The 18721-nt window shown below is 70.7% G+C and carries 14 protein-coding genes; 12 read left to right on the top strand and 2 right to left on the bottom strand.

The features are described 5' to 3' along the window. The first annotated feature begins 672 nt into the window (after positions 1-672). The 3 genes from AB0L71_RS13900 (at position 673) to AB0L71_RS13890 (ending at position 6533) form a co-directional block, all read left to right on the top strand. Positions 673-936 (top strand): WhiB family transcriptional regulator, encoded by a 264-nt coding sequence (locus AB0L71_RS13900; RefSeq protein ID WP_030927001.1) that lies wholly within the window; start codon positions 673-675, stop codon positions 934-936. Positions 937-1236: 300 nt separating this feature from the next. Then, positions 1237-4998, top strand: a complete 3762-nt coding sequence (locus AB0L71_RS13895) for a glycosyltransferase (RefSeq protein WP_365242109.1) — start codon at positions 1237-1239, stop codon at positions 4996-4998. Beyond that, a complete protein-coding gene (locus AB0L71_RS13890; protein WP_365242107.1) occupies positions 4995-6533 on the top strand; it encodes a DUF5719 family protein in 1539 nt (512 codons plus the stop codon). The genes AB0L71_RS13895 and AB0L71_RS13890 overlap by 4 nt, the downstream gene beginning before the upstream one ends. 40 nt (positions 6534-6573) lie before the next feature. On the opposite strand, the gene AB0L71_RS13885 is transcribed toward AB0L71_RS13890, so the two are convergent. Next, a complete protein-coding gene (locus AB0L71_RS13885; protein ID WP_365242106.1) occupies positions 6574-7002 on the bottom strand; it encodes a metallopeptidase family protein in 429 nt (142 codons plus the stop codon). A gap of 322 nt (positions 7003-7324) precedes the next feature. Here AB0L71_RS13885 and AB0L71_RS13880 point away from each other — a divergent pair, with 322 nt between their 5' ends. From AB0L71_RS13880 to AB0L71_RS13845, 8 genes are all read left to right on the top strand, one after another. Further along, positions 7325-7705 carry a DUF3499 domain-containing protein gene (locus tag AB0L71_RS13880; RefSeq protein ID WP_365242104.1) on the top strand — a complete coding sequence of 127 codons (381 nt, stop codon included), beginning with the start codon at positions 7325-7327 and terminating at the stop codon, positions 7703-7705. A gap of 126 nt (positions 7706-7831) precedes the next feature. After that, a complete protein-coding gene (locus AB0L71_RS13875) occupies positions 7832-9199 on the top strand; it encodes a phosphomannomutase/phosphoglucomutase (RefSeq protein ID WP_365242102.1) in 1368 nt (455 codons plus the stop codon). 438 nt (positions 9200-9637) lie between these two features. Further along, complete coding sequence (locus AB0L71_RS13870) at positions 9638-9820, top strand: Trm112 family protein (protein WP_365242100.1); 183 nt, start codon at positions 9638-9640, stop codon at positions 9818-9820. A 56-nt stretch (positions 9821-9876) separates the two neighbouring features. Continuing rightward, positions 9877-11013 (top strand): SIS domain-containing protein, encoded by a 1137-nt coding sequence (locus AB0L71_RS13865; protein WP_365242097.1) that lies wholly within the window; start codon positions 9877-9879, stop codon positions 11011-11013. Positions 11014-11090: 77 nt separating this feature from the next. Further along, entirely contained in the window at positions 11091-12278 is a 1188-nt protein-coding gene (gene manA, locus AB0L71_RS13860) for a mannose-6-phosphate isomerase, class I (protein ID WP_365242095.1), read from the top strand. Positions 12279-12363: 85 nt separating this feature from the next. Beyond that, positions 12364-13380 carry a cation diffusion facilitator family transporter gene (locus AB0L71_RS13855; protein WP_365242093.1) on the top strand — a complete coding sequence of 339 codons (1017 nt, stop codon included), beginning with the start codon at positions 12364-12366 and terminating at the stop codon, positions 13378-13380. A gap of 296 nt (positions 13381-13676) precedes the next feature. Beyond that, on the top strand, positions 13677-15134 hold the full coding sequence (gene ahcY / locus AB0L71_RS13850) for an adenosylhomocysteinase (protein WP_365242091.1): 1458 nt from the start codon (positions 13677-13679) through the stop codon (positions 15132-15134). Positions 15135-15297: 163 nt separating this feature from the next. After that, positions 15298-15909 (top strand): hypothetical protein, encoded by a 612-nt coding sequence (locus AB0L71_RS13845; RefSeq protein ID WP_365242090.1) that lies wholly within the window; start codon positions 15298-15300, stop codon positions 15907-15909. Between the two features lie 30 nt (positions 15910-15939). Here the strand turns inward: AB0L71_RS13845 and AB0L71_RS13840 are convergent, their stop codons facing one another. Continuing rightward, positions 15940-16866 (bottom strand): RDD family protein, encoded by a 927-nt coding sequence (locus AB0L71_RS13840; protein WP_365242088.1) that lies wholly within the window; start codon positions 16864-16866, stop codon positions 15940-15942. Between the two features lie 122 nt (positions 16867-16988). Between AB0L71_RS13840 and AB0L71_RS13835 the strand changes: the two genes are divergently transcribed. Beyond that, positions 16989-17996 (top strand): stage II sporulation protein M, encoded by a 1008-nt coding sequence (locus AB0L71_RS13835; protein ID WP_365242086.1) that lies wholly within the window; start codon positions 16989-16991, stop codon positions 17994-17996. Positions 17997-18721 lie beyond the last annotated feature (725 nt).

The following is an 18721-nucleotide window of genomic DNA, read 5'->3' as shown; positions in this document are numbered from 1 at the left end:
CGGGGTGTCTCGGAGACCGGAGAGCCGTGGAAGCGCAGAGAGGAAACGCCGCGGAGGCGCTCTGCGAGGAGCTCTGCAAGAAGAAGCCGGGGCGTAGCCGGCAGCCGGAGCCTTATGGCATCAACAGCTGTGACAGCTGGAACAGCAACAGCGGGCCTGGACAGCCGTACGGAACCCACGGATGTGGGTGGTGTACGTCGCTGCGGTCGCTGGCATGCAGTCAAGGAGACCGGCTCCCTGGGTCCACTGTCAACCCAATGCCCGATTTGGGGGTAATGTTTCACCTCATCCGGTTGCCCCGGGTGGGGAGAGGTTTATGCGGCCGTCGTGACGGAGATGTGGCGCATCAACCGTGTTCGTAAACGTTGTTGAGGTCCCGTGACCCGACTGTGATCTTGGTCGCTTCGGTGATCGAATCGAAACACGGCGAGGGGCTCGCTCGTCCCACCCGGTGGGAAGGGTGGCGCAGTGAGATGTGTGACATATGTCAGGTTTTTTGCTGATTTGCACACTTTCCGCATATCCTTGGTTCCGCAGGGTGAATACAGGGGCCGATAGCAGATCTTCGCTTGACTGGCCTGGAGCTACACATTTGTAATTTCACTCGTGTCGTTCGGCCGCGATCAGTAACGGCTGCATCACGGGGACGCAAGAGACAGACGAGGGGCGCACATGACCGAGCTGTTCCAGCAACTGCTGGTCGAGGACGCGGACGAGGAGCTCGGCTGGCAGGAGCGCGCACTGTGCGCCCAGACCGATCCCGAGTCCTTCTTCCCTGAGAAGGGTGGGTCCACCCGCGAGGCCAAGAAGGTCTGTCTCGCCTGTGAAGTGCGGTCCGAGTGCCTTGAATACGCGCTCTCCAACGACGAACGGTTCGGGATCTGGGGCGGTCTCTCAGAACGTGAACGGCGCCGCCTGAAGAAGGCCGCCGTCTGACCGCACCCGTGCTGGGGACCCCGGCACACCGCGTACGAGCGCACCCCGGCCGACCACCGGGGCACGCTCGACCGTGACCCGTCACCTGCCCCGCAGGAGACGGGTCATCGCTGTGCCCGCAGCCCGTCACCGCCCTCGTTCCTTCGCCCGCGTTCCAGCGCTCGGCGGCATCGTGGTTCTCCGTACCGTTAGTGTGGGGCTCCGTCCGAGACGCGCCAACGCCCCGACAGAGCGCGCGTGTACACCGATGCAGCCCCCGGGGGGACGCCCCCCGGACCCGGCCGGAGGGCCCGTACCTCGATGTCCGTGCACAGCCAATCGACGGCGCCGTACGCGGCCGCCACCACCCCAGAGTTCCCGCGGCATGTCGTCACCGCCGTGCTCGTCTCCCACGACGGCGCACGCTGGCTGCCCGACGCGCTCGCCGGACTGCTCGGGCAGGAACGCCCCGTACAGAACATCGTCGCCGCCGACACCGGCAGCGCCGACGACTCCGCACGGCTGGTCACCGAGGCGCTCGGCGCCGATCATGTCCTGCACCTCGCGCGCCGTACGGGCTTCGGCACCGCCGTCGACGAGGCGGTCCGCACGGCCGGCGTTCTCACTCCCGACGACCTGCCGTACCTGAAGCGCCCCAGTGGCTGGGACCCCGTCAGCAGGACCTGGCGCGACGACGCGTACGAGATGCCCGAACTTCCGCACGGCGAACCCGTGCAGTGGCTCTGGCTGCTCCACGACGACTGCGCACCTGAACCCGACGCGCTCGCCGAGCTGCTGCGCGTCGTCGACACCGACCCGCATGCCGCGATCGTCGGCCCGAAGCTCCGCGGCTGGTACGACCGCAGGCAGTTGCTCGAAGCCGGCGTCTCCATCGCCAACAGCGGCCGCCGTTGGACCGGACTGGACCGGCGCGAGCAGGACCAGGGCCAGCACGACCAGGTCCGTACCGTGCTCTCCGTCTCCACCGCGGGCATGCTGATCCGCCGTGATGTCTGGGAGGAGCTCGGCGGGTTCGACCGCAGGCTTCCGCTGATGCGCGACGACGTCGACCTGTGCTGGCGTGCGCACGTCGCCGGGCACCGGGTGCTCGTCGCGCCCGGCGCCGTGCTCAGGCACGCCGAGGCCTCCGCCCGCGAGCGCCGCGCCGTCGACTGCGCGGGGCGCTCGGTCGCCTCCCCGCACCGCGTCGACAAGGCCGGCGCCGTCTACACGATGCTGGTCAACACACGGGGCAAGGCCCTGCCCTGGGTGATGCTCCGGCTCGTCGTCGGCACCCTGCTGCGCACCCTCGCCTATCTCGTCGGCAAGGTGCCCGGCCAGGCCCTCGACGAGGTCGCGGGACTCTTCGGTACCCTGCTGCGCCCCGGACGGATCTTCGCGGCCCGGCGCAGCCGCGGCAAGGGCGCCGTCGACCAGGCCGAGCTGCGCGGTCTCTTCCCGCCGCCCGGTGCCACCGTCCGGGCCACCGTGGAACAGGTCGTGGGGAACCTCGGCAGCGGCTCCGACGAGTCGGGCGGCTCACGGCACGGCGCCGTGGAGTCAGGGCCCGGTGGCGACGACGCCGACTTCCTGGAGATCGAGCAGTTCGCGCGGCTCAAGCGGATCGGGCGCAAGCCGGGGCCGGTGCTCTTCGCCGTCCTGCTGCTCGTCTCGCTCGTCGCCTGTCGCGGCCTGCTGGCCGGCGGAGCCCTGGCGGGTGGCGCACTGCTGCCAGCGCCTGCCGATGTCGCCGACCTGTGGGGCAGGTACGCGGACGGCTGGCACGCGGTCGGCACCGGCGGCACCCAGAGCGCACCGCCCTACCTGGCCGTCATCGCGGCCCTGTCCGCGCTGTTCCTCGGCTCGACCGGCCTCGCGCTCACCGTGCTGCTCGTCTGCTCGATCCCGCTCGCCGGACTCACCGCGTACTTCGTCTCCCGGCCGTTGCTCGAATCAAGGCTCCTGCGGGCCTGGGCGAGCGTCGCGTACGCCTTCCTGCCCGCCGCCACCGGAGCGCTGGCGACGGGCCGCCTCGGCACCGCCGTGCTGGCGGTCCTCCTTCCGCTGATCGCCCGCGCGGCCGTCGCCGCACACGGCCTGCGCGCCGGCGGCGACACCCGCGGCAGTTGGCGCGCCACCTGGGCGTACACCCTGGTCCTCACCTTCGCGATGGCCTTCACCCCCATCGTCTGGCCGCTCGCCGTGGTCCTCGGCATCGGCGTGCTGGTACTGCGCCGCAACGACCTCGTGGCGTACGGACTCCGGTTCCTCGTCGCGATCGGCACGCCGCTGCTGGTCCTCGCGCCCTGGTCGCTGTCGCTCCTCACCGGCCCGTCGGGCTTCCTGAGGGAAGCGGGTCTGGAGTACGGATCGGGCACGGCCTCCGCACTCGACCTGCTCGGCATCAGCCCCGGCGGCCCGAAGGCCGCGGGCGGTGTGCTCCTGCTCGGCATCGTGCTCGCCGCGCTGGCGGCGCTGCTGCGCGGGGAGCGGCAGTTCGCGGTACGCGCCGCGTGGGCGGTCGCGCTCGTGGCGCTGTTCTTCGCCGCCCTCGCCAATGGCTCGGGCTGGGCGGGCCCCGCCACTCTCGTCTACGGCATGGCGCTGATCGTCGCCGCGCTGGTCGGCGCGGACGGCGCCCGGATCCGCGTCGCGGAGCTCAGCTTCGGCTGGCGCCAGCCGGTCGCCGCGCTGATCGCCCTTGCCGCGGGCCTCGCCCCGGTACTGGCCGCCGCCGGATGGATGACCGGCGGCGCCGCGGGCCCGCTGGAGCGCCGCGACCCGGTGCAGGTGCCCGCGTTCGTCGCGGAGGAGAGCAGCACCCGCGACCAGCCGCGCACCCTGATCCTCGGCGGCACCTCGCCCGCCACCGTCTCCTACGCCCTGGTACGTGGCTCCGGCGGACGGCTCGGTGACGCGGAACTGACCGAGGCCGGCGGCACCAACAGCCACCTCGACAAGGTCGTCGCCCATCTGGTCGCGGGTTCCGGAGCCGACCAGGGCAGCCAGCTCAGTGGATTCGCGATCCGTTACGTACTGGTACGGGACGGCGCTCCGAAGGAGATGAGCCGGATCCTCGACGCGACCCCGGGGCTCAGCCGGCTGAGCCAGCTGGACGGCAGCGCGCTGTGGCGGGTCGACCGGCAGGTCGCCCGCATCATGATCATCCCGTCCGGCGCCGACGGCGAACCGCTGCCCGTGGGATCGCTCCCCGTCGAGGCGCACACCAAGATCCCGGAAGGCGATTCCGGCCGGGTGCTGCGGATCGCCGATACCGCCGACCCGGGCTGGAAGGCCACCCTCGACGGGCACGCCCTGACCCCGAAGACCGTCGACGGCTGGGCCCAGGGCTTCGAGCTCCCCGCCGAGGGCGGCACGCTGGACCTGACGTACAGCGCCCCGCTCACCCACACCGTCTGGATCTGGACCCAGTGCGCGCTGGCCGTGGTCCTGGTGGTTCTCGCCCTGCCGGGCCGTCGCCGGGAGATCGACGACGACCTGCCCGAGGAGGACCTGCCGGTCCCCGTGGAGCCGGTGGCCGGCGAGGGGCGCCGGGCACGCAGGCTCCGCGCGGCCGCCCAGGCGGAGGCGGAAGCGGAGGCCGAATCGGTTCCGGCCGGGGGCGACGACGAGGCGGCGGGGGAGTACATCCCCGCCCAGCAGACGGCCGAGCCGCATCCCACCGATGAGCAGGACGTGTTCGACCCGCAGTCCGGCAGCGGTCCGTACGTGCCGCAGCAGCAGTACGGCGACTGGGACGGGCAGCAGTACCAGGGCGCCGACTACCCGCAGTATCAGGAAGGCCAGTATCAGGAAGGCCAGTTCCAGGACGGCCCGTACGCGACGCAGCAGGAGCCCGGGGCGACCGCCGGCCCGTACCAGCAGAACGCCTACGACCCGTACGGCTACACGCAGCAGCAGTACGACCCGCAGACCCAGTACGCCTCGTACGGCCCTCAGGCCCACTACGGCGTGCAGGGGGACCCGCAGGGCCGGTATGACGCGCAGAACCCCGACGAGAACCCCGCCCCGGGTCAGAACCCGTGGCCGACCGGTAACGCATCGCGAGGCGAGTCCGAGTGAAGTCCACCAGCCTGTCCCTCATCGCGGGCACCGTCGCCCTCGTCGCCGTCACCGGATTCGCCGCGCTCACCGAGCCCGGCGCCGCGGGCACGGAAGCGAAGGCCGCCCCCCGGCTTCCGGTGGAACAGTCCAGCCTGCTCTGCCCGTCGCCCGGTCTCTCGGAGATCGCGGAGACGACCTACACGTCCTTCACCCCGGCGAGCAGCAGCGGCGGCGAGGCCGGCACGGCCGAACTGAGGCAGTCCACGGACACGGTCACCGGCGACGCCGCGGCCGAGGACGAGACGAAGGACAAGGACGAGAAGGACAAGGACAGCAAGAAGAAGGAAGGCTCCTCGAAGCCGGTCCTCTCCCTCAAGGAGCCGGGCCAACCGGTCACGGCCGACGTGTCCGGCGGTGACGCCCCCGCGCTGGTGGGCACCGCGACCGGCCGCCTGGCCCCGGGCTGGACCACCCAGCAGACCACCACGGTCGAGGCGGGCAGCGCCCGTGGTCTGCTCGGCGTCAACTGCACCGCACCCGACACGGACTTCTGGTTCCCGGCGACGAGCACCGCCAAGTCCCGCCAGGACTACGTCCACCTCACCAACCCGGACGACACCGCGGCCGTCGCCGACATCGAGCTGTACGGTCCGGACGGCAGCCTCAAGTCCGATGTGGGGGAAGGCATCACCGTGCCCGCCCGGTCCGGCGTCCGTGTGCTGATCTCCACCCTGACCAGCGAGGCGGTGGAGGACGTGACCGCCCATGTCACCACCCGCACCGGACGCGTCGGCGCGGTCGTCAGGACCGCGGACGAAGAGACCGGCACCGACTGGCTGGCCGCCTCGGCCGGCCCGGCGGGCACCGTGGTGCTCCCCGGCATCCCGGCGGATGCCACCTCCGTCCGGTTGGTCGCCTTCGCACCCGGTGACGACGACGCCGATCTGAAGGTGAAACTGCTCGGCAAGAACGGTGCGATCTCGCCGGCCGGGCACGAGGACCTGCACGTCAAGTCGCGGATGACCACGGGCGTCGATCTCAAGGACATCACCAGGGGAGAGGCCGGCTCCCTGCTGCTCACCCCGGCCGACGGCGGCACGGGCACCCCGGTGGTGGTCGCCCTGCAGGTGGTCCGCGGCGAGGGCGACGGGCAGGAGGTCGGCTACATCCCGGCGACCGGACCGGTGGGCGCACAGGCGACCGTGGCCGACAACCGGGCCAAGGGCTCCACCCTCTCGCTCACCGCGCCGGACGCCACCGCCACCGTGAAGGTCACCGCCTCCGCGGGCAGCGAGGGCGGTGAACAGACCGTCAAGACGTACACCGTCAAGGGCGGTACGACGCTCGCGGTCACCCCGCCCGTACCGTCCGGGCTCAAGGGCGCCTACGCGCTGACGGTGGAGACGGAGTCGGGCGGCCCGGTCCACGCCGCACGTACCCTCGCCCTGCCGACGAACGGCGTCCAGATGTTCACCGTGCAGACGCTGCCGTACGACGGCGGGACGGTCGAGGTGCCCACGGCCGAGCAGGACCTGTCGGTCCTGGACGACTGAGCGGTCGTCGGTACGGGCGGGGGCCGTCCCGCAGCAGGGCCTACTCCTGCCCGTACCGCGGATCGACCGACTCCGGCGACAGCCCGAGCAGGTCCGCGACCTGCTCCACCACGACCTCGTGCACCAGCAGCGCGCGCTCGTCGCGGTTCTTGGCGCGGATCTCGACGGGCCGCCGGTAGACGACGACCTGTGCGGGCCGGCCCTTCTCCGCCGAGACCGCGCGCCCCAGCGGTACGGTCTGCTCCTGGGGCCCCGGCACGTCGAGCACCATGAAGTCGACATCGGCCAGTTGCGGCCAGCGACGCTCCAGCCGTTCCACCGAGTCCTGCACGAGATCGCGGAAGCTCTCCGCCCTGCTGACGGAGAGTGGCACCTGGGGCGGCGCGACGGGCCCGCGCATGCCGCGGCCATGGCGGTCACGGTGGCGTGGGCGCGGCTCGGACGGGTGGGAAGGCTCGGGACTGTCCATCACTGACGCAGCGTAACTCTCCGCGGACCGGGTGGATCGCTGCTCCTTGACCGGGCGTCGGCATGTCCAAGCCTGAACAGTCCGGCAGAACAGGAGCCCGTTTCGGGCCCGGCTCCCGATCGCCGATCTCTTGCCGAATGACAGATTCCGCACCAGGTGGTGACAGAAATCGTTACCGGAAAGCCCTGCTGTTCCGGGCTCCTCCGCAGGTCAGGGGAGCGGTCGGGAGGGCGGTTGCACCGGAGGCCGCAGGGCGACACGGTGGGGTGACCTGAGGGAGAGTCGTCGCAGCCCGCTCAAGAGTGCGGTACCGTCCAACATCGTGAGCCCTGTACGTCGCTGTTCGCGCACCGCGTGCGGCCGCCCCGCCGTCGCGACACTGACGTACGTCTATGCCGATTCGACCGCGGTCCTCGGCCCGCTCGCCACCTATGCCGAACCCCACTGCTACGACCTGTGCGCCGAGCACAGCGAACGGCTGACCGCGCCGCGTGGCTGGGAGGTCGTCAGGCTCTCGGATCCCTCCGCCCCCACCCGCCCCAGCGGCGACGACCTCGAAGCGCTCGCCAACGCGGTACGCGAGGCTGCGCGGCCGCACGAGCGTGGTGCGGACGGCCGGGCCGGAGGCGGTCCGCAGGCCGTGGACCCGATGGAAGTCGCGCGCCGAGGCCATCTGAGGGTGCTGCGCTCACCGGACTCATGACCGCGGCAGCCGGCTCCCCGGAGGCGGCCACGACCCGGTATCCGCACAAGGCGGAGGCCCCACGGCCCGCCCGTACGGCCGCCGGGTAGTTTGGACGGTCCGCAGGAATCTCAGGAGGACCGGCCCGTGGCTGCTGATCTGTCGCAGATCGTCAAGGCGTACGACGTGCGCGGAGTGGTGCCCGATCAGTGGGACGAAACACTGGCCGAGCAGTTCGGAGCGGCGTTCGTCGAAGTGACGGGCGCGGACGCGATCGTGGTCGGCCACGACATGCGCCCCTCGTCCCCCGGCCTCTCGGGAGCCTTCGCGCACGGTGCCACGATGCGCGGTGCGGACGTCACTCTGATCGGCCTGTGCTCGACCGACCAGCTGTACTTCGCCTCCGGCAGCCTCGGCCTCCCCGGCGCGATGTTCACCGCCTCGCACAACCCGGCGCAGTACAACGGCATCAAGCTCTGCCGGGCGGGCGCCGCACCCGTGGGCCAGGACACCGGCCTCCGGGAGATCCGCGCCCTGGTCGAGAAGTGGGCCGGGACCGGCACCCCGGAACCGGCCGCCACCCCCGGCACCGTCACCCGGCACGAGACGCTCCCCGACTACGCCGCGCACCTGCTGTCCCTGGTCGACCTGGGATCGATCCGCCCGCTGAAGGTCGTCGTCGACGCGGGCAACGGCATGGGCGGCCACACCGTCCCCACCGTCTTCGCCGGCCTCCCCGTCGACCTGGTGCCGATGTACTTCGAGCTCGACGGCACGTTCCCCCACCACGAGGCCAACCCCCTCGACCCGAAGAACCTCGTCGACCTCCAGGCCCGCGTCGTGGCCGAGGGCGCCGACCTGGGCCTCGCCTTCGACGGTGACGCCGACCGCTGCTTCGTCGTCGACGAGCGGGGCGCGGGCGTCTCGCCGTCCGCGATCACCGCCCTGGTCGCGGCCCGGGAACTCGCCCGCAACGGCGGCAAGGGCACGGTCATCCACAACCTGATCACGTCCCTCTCGGTCCCCGAGGTCATCCGCGAGAACGGCGGCATCCCGGTCCGTACCCGCGTGGGCCACTCCTTCATCAAGGCGGAGATGGCCGAGCACGGTGCGATCTTCGGCGGAGAACACTCCGCGCACTACTACTTCCGCGACTTCTGGAACGCCGACACGGGCATGCTCGCCGCGCTCCACGTCCTGGCCGCGCTGGGCAGCGGGACGGGCCCCCTGTCGGAACTGGTCGCCCAGTACGACCGCTACACCGGATCCGGCGAGATCAACTCCACCGTCGCCGACCAGCCGGGCCGCACGGCAGCGGTACGGGAGTCCTTCGCCCTCCGCGACGGCGTCACCACCGACGACCTGGACGGCCTGACGGTCACCGGCCCGGACTGGTGGTTCAACCTCCGGGCCTCCAACACGGAACCGCTGCTGCGTCTGAACGTCGAGGCCCGTGACGCGCAGACGATGACCGTGCTGAGGGACGAGGTGCTGTCCCTGGTCCGGGCCTCCTAGGGCATTTTTCGAAAGTCCCGACTGCTCGGCGACGCCTGGCACGCTCGCGCGCTGCGTTGTCGGGCTCGCCCCGATACACCCGGTATCGGGGCGACCCTCCGCCTTGCGATCGCACGCACCAGACGCCGCCGAGGCTGCCCTTCGGGCAGACGACGCCACTTTCGAAACACGCCCTGGGCCGGACCCGCCTGGTCCGGGGCGTGCCGCGGCGGCCGGCCCCTGCCCCCACCGTCCCGGACCGGCCCCGTGCCCGAGGGCCGTCGCGTCCGGGGCGGAGCACCGAGGGCGGGCGACCCCGCAGCCACCCCCACTCGGCCCGGAGCCCGCCCCGCGTTCCGCCCACCCCGGCCCGGGCCGCGTCCCCCGGACCCTGGACCCCGGCGGTAGGCTGACGTCGCCCGATCCGTGCGACCCCGAACCCCTCGAAGGGACTCACCCATGCCGCTCGAAGCCGGCCTTCTGGAGATCCTCGCCTGCCCGGCCTGTCACTCCCCGCTCGACGACAGGTCGGCGGCCGACAGCCCCGAGCTGGTCTGCACCGGCAAGGACTGCGGCCTGGCCTACCCGGTACGGGACGGGATCCCCGTTCTTCTCGTCGACGAGGCCCGCCACCCGGCGTGACGGCATCCGTGCCGCACCCCGCGCGGTGACCAGCACGTGATCGGAGGACCGTTCCCATGCTCGACGAGCAGCTGCTCGACGCCCCGGACGCGCTGGCCCGAGCCGACCGCCGCGGCCTGCTCCGTGGTGCCGCCGAGGCCGGGGCCCGGGTCCGGACCGCCGCCCGGCACGCGGCGGAGGCCGGGATCGCCGCACTGAACCCGGAAGGCCGCCCCCGCGCCGTACTCGTCGCGGGCTCCGGCACCGCCGCGTCCGGCGTCGCCGACCTGATCGCCGCCCTGGCAGGCGCCTTCACCCCGGTCACCCACATCCACCCCACCGGGGTCGCCCCCGCCGCAGGCGCGATGCGCTGGGCGCTGCCCGGCTGGGCCGGCTCGCTGGACCTGCTGCTCGTCGTCACGGCCGACGGCTCCGAGCCGGGTCTCTCCCTCCTCGCCGAACAGGCCTACCGGCGCGGCTGCAACGTCGTCGCCGTCGCCCCCCACCGGTCACCCCTGCGCGAGGCGATCGACGCGGCACGCGGACTCGTCGTACCGATGGCCTCCGCCCCGCACGGCGAGTACGACGCCGAGACCTCGGCCGCCGGACCCGGCACGCTCTGGGCCCTGCTCACCCCGCTGCTCGCCCTGCTCGACCGGGTGGGCCTGGTCACCGCACCCCCCGAGGTGCTGCAGGGGGTCGCCGACCGCCTGGACCGCACTGCGGAACGCTGCGGTCCGGCCATCGCCACGTACAGCAACCCGGCCAAGACCCTCGCTGCCGAACTCGCCGACAGCCTGCCCCTCATCTGGACGGAGGGCGACGTCGCCGCCCCGGTGGGCCGGAGGTTCGCCGCGGTCCTGGCCGAACTGTCCGGCCTGCCGGCCCTCGCCGCCGAGCTACCCGAGGCGCTGCCCGCTCACGGTGCACTGCTCGCCGGCACCTTCGCCGCCGGGGCCGACCCCGACGACTTCTTCCGCGACCGGGTCGCCGAGCCCGAGCCCCTGCACGCCCGCGTCGTACTGCTCCGCGACAGCCCCACGGGAGGCCTGAGCGCCGCACCGGCCGCCCGTGAACTGGCCCTCGGCCACGACACGGCCATCAGCGAACTCGAACCGGACGAGGGCACCGCACTCGAATCGCTCGCCGAGCTCATCGCCGTCACCGACTTCGCCGCCGTCTATCTGGCGCTCGCCTCGGCAGCCCGCGTCTGACCACCCGAGCCGACCCGCACCACCGCCCGCCCCTGCGCGGTACACCCCCGATCCACGTATCTCACAAGGACGATTCCATGGACCGGCTCTCCAACACCGTGCGCCCGTACGCCTGGGGATCCACCACCGCCATCCCCGCACTCCTCGGCACCGTCCCCACCGGCGAGCCCCAGGCCGAGATGTGGATGGGAGCCCATCCCGGAGCCCCCTCCCGCCTCACCCGCACCGGCTCCACCCGCACCGGAGAAGCCGGCCGCGAACGGACCCTCACCGAGGTCATCGCCGCCGACCCGGAGCGCGAACTGGGCCGGGCCACCGTCGAGAAGTTCGGCCCCCGCCTGCCCTTCCTCCTGAAGCTGCTCGCCGCAGGCGCCCCGCTCTCCCTCCAGGTCCACCCCGACCTCGCACAGGCGCAGCAGGGCTACGCCGACGAGGAGCGCCGCGCCGTCCCGATCGACGCACCCCACCGCATGTACAAGGACGCCCACCACAAGCCCGAGCTGATCTGCGCACTCACCCCCTTCACCGGCCTGTGCGGCTTCCGCAGGCCCGGCGAGGCGGCCGAGGCGATGGCGGCACTCGGCGTCGACGCGCTCAAGCCCTACGTCGACCTCCTCGGCACCCACCCCGAGGAGGCGGCCCTCCGCGAGGTCCTCACCGCGATCCTCGGTGCCGACCCCTCCACGATGGCCGAAACGGTGAACCTGGCCGCAGCCGCCTGCGCACGTCTCGGCGGTGCCCATGCCCCCTACGCCCGGATCGCCCGCCACTTCCCCGGCGACCCGGGCGTCATCGCGGCGATGCTGCTGAACCATGTGGAACTCCAGCCCGGCGAAGCCGTGTTCCTCGGCGCGGGCGTGCCGCACGCCTACCTCGACGGCCTCGGCGTCGAGGTCATGGCCAGCTCGGACAACGTCCTGCGCTGCGGCCTCACGCCCAAGCACATCGACGTACCCGAACTCCTGCGCGTCGTACGGTTCGAGGCGACCGCCCCCGGGGTCCTGCGCCCCGAGGCGGCCGGGTCCGGCGAGGAGCTGTACGAGACGCCCGTGGACGAATTCCGGCTCTCGCGCTTCGTCCTGGCACCCGGCGCCGACCCCGTGGACCTGACCCGGGACACCCCGCAGATCCTGCTCTGCACCGCAGGCGCCCCGGAGGCGGGCACCCTCGGCCTCACACCCGGCGCCTCGGTCTTCGTGCCCTCGGGTGAGAAAGTCGAAGTATCCGGTGCGGGCACCCTGTTCCGCGCCACATCGGTGACCTGACGTACCGTCCATGTCAACAGCTGCGACAATCCGGCCGTACCGCGGCGCCAGGGCCGCAGAACCGGAGAAGGGACACCAGCCACCCATGAGTGCGTCAGGCGGAAGCAAAGCGATCGTGGCGGCGCTCGGCGCCAACCTCGCGATCGCCGTGTCCAAATTCGTGGCGTTCCTGTTCAGTGGCTCGTCCTCGATGCTCGCGGAGAGCGTCCACTCGCTCGCTGATTCGGGCAACCAGGGCCTGCTGCTGCTCGGCGGCAAGAAGGCCCAGCGCCAGGCCACCCCCCAGCACCCGTTCGGCTACGGTCGCGAGCGCTACATCTACGCCTTCCTCGTTTCCATCGTGTTGTTCTCGGTCGGTGGCATGTTCGCCGTGTACGAGGGCTACGAGAAGATCAAGCACCCGCACGAGATCGAAGCCTGGTACTGGCCGGTGGGGGTGCTCCTCTTCGCGATCATCGCCGAGGGCTTCTCCTTCCGTACGGCCATCAAGGAGTCCAACGAGACCCGCGGATCGCTCTCCTGGAAGGAGTTCATCCGCCGGGCCAAGGCCCCCGAACTTCCCGTCGTGCTCCTGGAGGACTTCGGCGCACTGATCGGTCTGGTCCTCGCCCTTGCCGGTGTCGGCCTGGCCCTCGGGACCGGCAACGGCGTCTGGGACGGAATCGGCACCCTGTGCATCGGTGTCCTGCTGATTGCCATCGCGATCGTGCTCGCGGCAGAGACGAAGTCGCTGCTGCTCGGCGAGGCCGCCGGGGCCGACCAGGTGGAGAAGATCAAGGCCGCGGTCGTCGACGGCGACACCGTCACCAGGATCATCCACATGCGCACCCTTCACCTTGGCCCGGAAGAACTGCTCGTCGCCGCCAAGATCGCGGTGCAGCACGACGACACGGCCACCGAAGTCGCCAACGCCATCAACGCCGCCGAGACCCGCATCCGCGCAGCCGTCCCGATCGCCCGGGTCATCTACCTGGAACCGGACATCTACAGCGAGGCCGCCGCCGCGGCCGGCGCCAACCCCGCCAAGGCCCCGGGCGGCAACCCCACCCCCGGCACGACCTCCGGCAAGGCCTTGGACGACCCGACGGATCCGGACCACTGACCCACCCCGGGCGCCCCTCCACCGCCTCTGGCCACCCCACCGCCCCGTCCGCTCCGCCCCCGGTCTTCCGGCCACTCCCCATCCCCGGCGGACTGGGAGCGGCTGGGCCGGTCGGTGTAGATTCGACGGCAGTGTCAGACGTCGCTGCTGATGGCGGTCGATCGGTCCCTCCACGCGGACCGGCCGAGGGAGAGAGGGCCTCCGACGGACTGTGCTGCGAGCGCCCGGGCATTCGTGTGCCCGCCGCCGCAGAGCCAGCCGTGCCCACCTCGACACCCATCACGAGGAGCCCCGTTATGACAACGGTCGCCAATCGACAGGACTTCAAGGTCGCCGACCTCTCCCTCGCGGCGTTCGGCCGCAAGGAGATCACCCTCGCCGAGCACGAGATGCCCGGCCTGATGTCGATCCGCAAGGAGTACGCCGCCGCGCAGCCGCTGGCCGGCGCTCGCATCACCGGTTCGCTGCACATGACGGTGCAGACGGCGGTGCTGATCGAGACCCTGGTCGCACTCGGAGCCGAGGTCCGCTGGGCCTCCTGCAACATCTTCTCCACCCAGGACCACGCCGCCGCGGCCATCGCCGTCGGTCCGAACGGCACCCCGGACGCCCCGGCCGGCGTCCCGGTCTTCGCCTGGAAGGGCGAGACGCTCGAAGAGTACTGGTGGTGCACGGAGCAGGCTCTGACCTGGCCGAACACCCCCACGGGTGGCCCGAACATGATCCTCGACGACGGCGGTGACGCGACCCTCCTCGTCCACAAGGGCGTCGAGTTCGAGAAGGCCGGCGCGGCCCCGGACCCGTCGACCGCGGACAGCGAGGAGTACGGCCACATCCTCACCCTGCTGAACCGCACACTCAGCGAGTCCCCGCAGAAGTGGACCCAGCTGGCGTCCGAGATCCGTGGTGTCACGGAAGAGACCACGACCGGTGTGCACCGGCTGTACGAGATGCACCGCGACGGCACCCTCCTCTTCCCGGCGATCAACGTCAATGACGCCGTCACCAAGTCCAAGTTCGACAACAAGTACGGCTGCCGCCACTCCCTGATCGACGGCATCAACCGCGCCACCGACACCCTCATCGGCGGCAAGACCGCGGTCGTCTGCGGCTACGGTGACGTCGGCAAGGGCTGCGCGGAGTCGCTGCGGGGCCAGGGTGCCCGCGTGATCATCACCGAGATCGACCCGATCTGCGCCCTGCAGGCGGCGATGGACGGCTACCAGGTGACCACGCTCGACGAGGTCGTCGACAAGGCCGACATCTTCGTCACCACCACGGGCAACAAGGACATCATCATGGCCTCGGACATGGCCAGGATGAAGCACCAGGCGATCGTCGGGAACATCGGCCACTTCGACAACGAGATCGACATGGCCGGCCTGGCGAAGATCGACGGCATCGTCAAGGACGAGGTCAAGCCGCAGGTCCACACCTGGACGTTCCCCGACGGCAAGGTCCTCATCGTGCTGTCCGAGGGCCGTCTGCTGAACCTGGGCAACGCCACCGGCCACCCCTCGTTCGTGATGTCCAACTCGTTCGCGGACCAGACCCTGGCCCAAATCGAGCTGTACACCAAGCCCGAGGAGTACCCGACCGACGTCTACGTGCTGCCCAAGCACCTGGACGAGAAGGTCGCCCGCCTCCACCTCGACGCACTCGGCGTCAAGCTGACGACCCTCCGCCCCGAGCAGGCGGCCTACATCGGTGTCGAGGTCGAGGGCCCGTACAAGTCCGACCACTACCGCTACTGATCCCACCCGTCGGCGACCGCGTACGCCACCACCGGTCAGTGACGACCGGCCGCTGACGGACGGACCGGTTCAGCAGCAGCGACGAACGCAGGCCCCCGCACCCCCGTGTCGGGGGCCTGCGCCGCACCGCACCCGCTCAGCCCGAGGAACCTCGAAGGACCCCATGCCCCGCGGCCGTTATTCGCTCCATGACCTTCACGATCACACCCTCCTCGGCGAAGAACACTTCCAGTGCGCCCCGGGCCCCTCCGGCTGGCGCTACGTCTCCACGATCACCGCCCCTTCCGGAGACCATCTCGGCTCCGTCGACCTCACCCTCGACGAACCGGGCCGCCCCATACGCCTCGAACTCCACGCCGCCGGTTGGCAGGTCCGCGGCGCCGCCCTCGAAGGCGTCACCTGGGTCCGCACGGACCCGACCGGCATGCAGGCCACCGAAGGCAATGTGCGCGCCCACGCCTTCACCGGCACGTCCCCCGCATTCCTCGTCGCGACCACACGACTGCTGGGCCTCACCCCCGATTCCCCCGAGACCCGCGTCCGCCTGGTCGCCTTCACGGACCCGGTCCTGGCCCCCCGCACCGTCGACCAGTCCTGGGCCCTGGTGAACAGTGAAGCGCACGCCACTGACAACGGCCCCCTGATCGTGGACGAGTACCAGGTCAGAGCCCTGGACACCGGGGAGCAGCACACCCTTCACATCGCCGGGGACGTGGTCCTCTCGGCGCCCGGGATCGAGCTCGAGGACCTGGAGTCCCCGCCCTCGCCGCGCTGAGGGCCTGCCGGGAGGCAACACCCTGATTGGTCAGGCGGGCGGCACGAATCCCGTCGCAGACGCCGCCCCGCCCTCCTCCACCGGTGGGACCACGGGCACATGCGCCGCAGGGACCTGAGCAACGTCCGCTCCCGCACCCGCCACGGACGCCGCGAGCCCCACCGGCACGGAGGCGACGACCCCACCCGCCTGCACCGCGCCACTCCGAGCAGCGACGAACACCCGGCTCGCATCCCGCGCCTGCCGCTCGTTGACCACCGCCGCCAGATACGCCCCGGCCGGCACCCCCTCGGGCACCGGAACCCCGGTCCGCGTCGCCAGTTCACCGGCCAACCGAACCGCCATCGACCGACTGACCTCGACGTCGAGCTGATGCATGCGTGTCAGGTACTGCCGTATCGCCAGCCACAGACCGTCCGGCACCGCCGACAGGTCCAGCCGCGCGAACCGTCCGACCAGCCAGGGCGGCGGAGGCGGCACCGCAACCGCTCGTCCGGCCGGTACCCGTTCCCGTACGACGAGCGTCCCCGCGAACACGTCCCCGAGCCGCCGTCCCCGAGCCGACACCAGCGAGGCGATGAGGGCGACCACTCCGAGCGTCATCAGAATCTCGACGACCCCCAGGGCTCCACGCACCAGCGCATGCCGGAAGCGGATCGGCCCCCCGTCGTCCCGGACCACCCGCAGCCCGCACGCCAGCTTTCCCAGGGACCGTCCCCGGCTGAGTGTCTCCACCGCGACGGGCCCGCCCACCAGCACCAGCAGGAAGGTCGCGACGGATATCGCCGCCAGCGCCGCTTCGTCCAGCGACGCAGTTGCGATGGCCAGCCCGATCGACAGCAGAACCAACGCCGCCCCCACCACGGCCAGATCAATGGCCAGCGCCAGCGCCCGGCTCGGCAGTTTCGCCGGCCGAAGTCCCAGTACGACCGCGTCCCCGGTCACGAGCTCACTCATCGCCGCCCCATCCTTCGCCGCTCTTCCCCACCCTCTCGGCACCCAAGTCTGCCAAGCTGACCCCGCAGCGCGCCGCCGTAGTACGAACCCGTACGCACCCATGCCAGGAGCAGCAGCCGACCGTGGATCTCGACGTCTTCGTGAGCCTTCACCGCAATGAGTGGGACCGCCTGGACCACCTCGTGCACCGTGGGCGCAAACTGACCGGCCCGGAGGCCGACGAACTCGTCGACCTGTACCAGCGCACCGCCACCCACCTCTCGCTTCTCCAGTCCAGCGCCCCGGACCCGATGCTCACCGCGCGTATCACCCAGCTCGTGGCCCGTGCCCGCTCCACGGTCACCGGCACCCGCCGAGCCTCCTGGCGCGACGCGACCCGCTTCCTGGCCGCCGGATTTCCCGCAGCGGTCTACCGTTCCCGGTACTGGTGGATACCCACGGCCGTCCTCTCCACGCTCCTGGCCGCTGTCATCGGCTGGTGGATCGGTACGCATCCGGAAGTCCAGTCGGCCATCGGGGCCCCGGACGACCTCCGCCGACTGACCAGCCCGGGCGGGGAGTACGAGACGTACTACTCCAGTCACCCGGCGGCATCGTTCGCTGCCCAGGTGTGGACGAACAACGCCCAGGCCGCAGCGATGTGCCTGGTCCTGGGAGCCTTTCTCGGAATCCCGGTGATCTGGATCCTCTTCCTCAACGTGCTCAACCTCGGCGTAGGAATCGGACTGATGTCCTCTGCCGGCCGGCTCGACACCTTCCTGGGGCTGGTCCTGCCCCACGGTCTCCTCGAACTCACCGCCGTCTTCATCGCAGCGGGCACCGGCCTGCGCCTCGGCTGGACGGTCATCGACCCGGGCCCGAGCACCCGTCGAGCAGCGCTCGCCCAACAGGGCCGGGCCGCGCTCGGCATGGCCATCGGTCTCGCCCTGGTCCTGTTCGTATCGGGTGTCATCGAAGGCTTCGTCACGCCCTCCGGTCTCCCGACCTGGGGACGCATTGCCATCGGCCTCGCGGCCGAGCTGGCCTTCCTCGTGTACGTCTACGTCCTGGGCGGGCGAGCAACACGAACAGGGGAACGGGGCGACATCGACCCCGAGGGACGCAGCGCCGAGGCTCCGGTCGCGGCCTGATGTGCGTGCACCCCCGCTGACCTGCTAGTCTCCTCTTCGCCCCAAAGACCGTTGACACGGTCGGCGTGGGGAGGTAGATTCTAACGGTTGAGTCGAACTGGACAGGTTCGATCCCAACCGCTAGCATCTTGCTCGCTCTCAACGGAAAACATAATTTCCGCAGAGCCGTTGATTCTCTTAAACCTTCGAATCACGCAGTCGATCAGTTCGACTGAATGCTTCTGGTAAAGTCGAATCAGTCGAAAAGACTTGGCCACTCCAGCGGCCATCAGAATTCAAATTCGGACCGGAAACGGGACGGAAAGAATCTGGTAAGGTTGGAGCCGCCGAAAGGGAAATCGCGAAAGCGAGGAACCGGAAGGCGGAAAATGATTGACCCGCTTCGACCGGGAATCGGACACGAAAGAGTCTGATAGAGTCGGAAACGCAAGACCGAAGGGAAAAGCCCGGAGGAAAGCCCGAGAGGGTGAGTACAAAGGAAGCGTCCGTTCCTTGAGAACTCAACAGCGTGCCAAAAGTCAACGCCAGATATGTTGATACCCCGGCCTGCTTCGGCAGGTTGGAGGTTCCTTTGAAAGTCCTGCGGGATCTCTGATCCGGCAGGCAAATTACACAGCGAGGACGCTGTGGACGACCGGTCTTATTCCGGCTGGTCGTTCCGCTCTCGTGTTGTGTTGTCCCGATTACGGGAAAACATTCACGGAGAGTTTGATCCTGGCTCAGGA

This window comes from Streptomyces sp. NPDC052052 (genome assembly GCF_040680455.1).
Taxonomy (GTDB): domain Bacteria; phylum Actinomycetota; class Actinomycetes; order Streptomycetales; family Streptomycetaceae; genus Streptomyces.
Note: the sequence above shows the minus strand (reverse complement) of the source record. Positions and strands in the feature narration are given on the sequence as shown.

What these genes read in the sequence shown, in the direction of transcription:
- AB0L71_RS13885 (WP_365242106.1), bottom strand. Translation starts at nt 7,002, where the DNA reads ATGGACAGTCCCGAGCCTTCCCACCCGTCCGAGCCGCGCCCACGCCAC.
- AB0L71_RS13855 (WP_365242093.1), top strand. Translation starts at nt 12,364, where the DNA reads ATGAGTGCGTCAGGCGGAAGCAAAGCGATCGTGGCGGCGCTCGGCGCC.
- ahcY (WP_365242091.1), top strand. Translation starts at nt 13,677, where the DNA reads ATGACAACGGTCGCCAATCGACAGGACTTCAAGGTCGCCGACCTCTCC.
- AB0L71_RS13900 (WP_030927001.1), top strand. Translation starts at nt 673, where the DNA reads ATGACCGAGCTGTTCCAGCAACTGCTGGTCGAGGACGCGGACGAGGAG.
- manA (WP_365242095.1), top strand. Translation starts at nt 11,091, where the DNA reads ATGGACCGGCTCTCCAACACCGTGCGCCCGTACGCCTGGGGATCCACC.
- AB0L71_RS13865 (WP_365242097.1), top strand. Translation starts at nt 9,877, where the DNA reads ATGCTCGACGAGCAGCTGCTCGACGCCCCGGACGCGCTGGCCCGAGCC.
- AB0L71_RS13845 (WP_365242090.1), top strand. Translation starts at nt 15,298, where the DNA reads ATGCCCCGCGGCCGTTATTCGCTCCATGACCTTCACGATCACACCCTC.
- AB0L71_RS13895 (WP_365242109.1), top strand. Translation starts at nt 1,237, where the DNA reads ATGTCCGTGCACAGCCAATCGACGGCGCCGTACGCGGCCGCCACCACC.
- AB0L71_RS13840 (WP_365242088.1), bottom strand. Translation starts at nt 16,866, where the DNA reads ATGAGTGAGCTCGTGACCGGGGACGCGGTCGTACTGGGACTTCGGCCG.
- AB0L71_RS13870 (WP_365242100.1), top strand. Translation starts at nt 9,638, where the DNA reads ATGCCGCTCGAAGCCGGCCTTCTGGAGATCCTCGCCTGCCCGGCCTGT.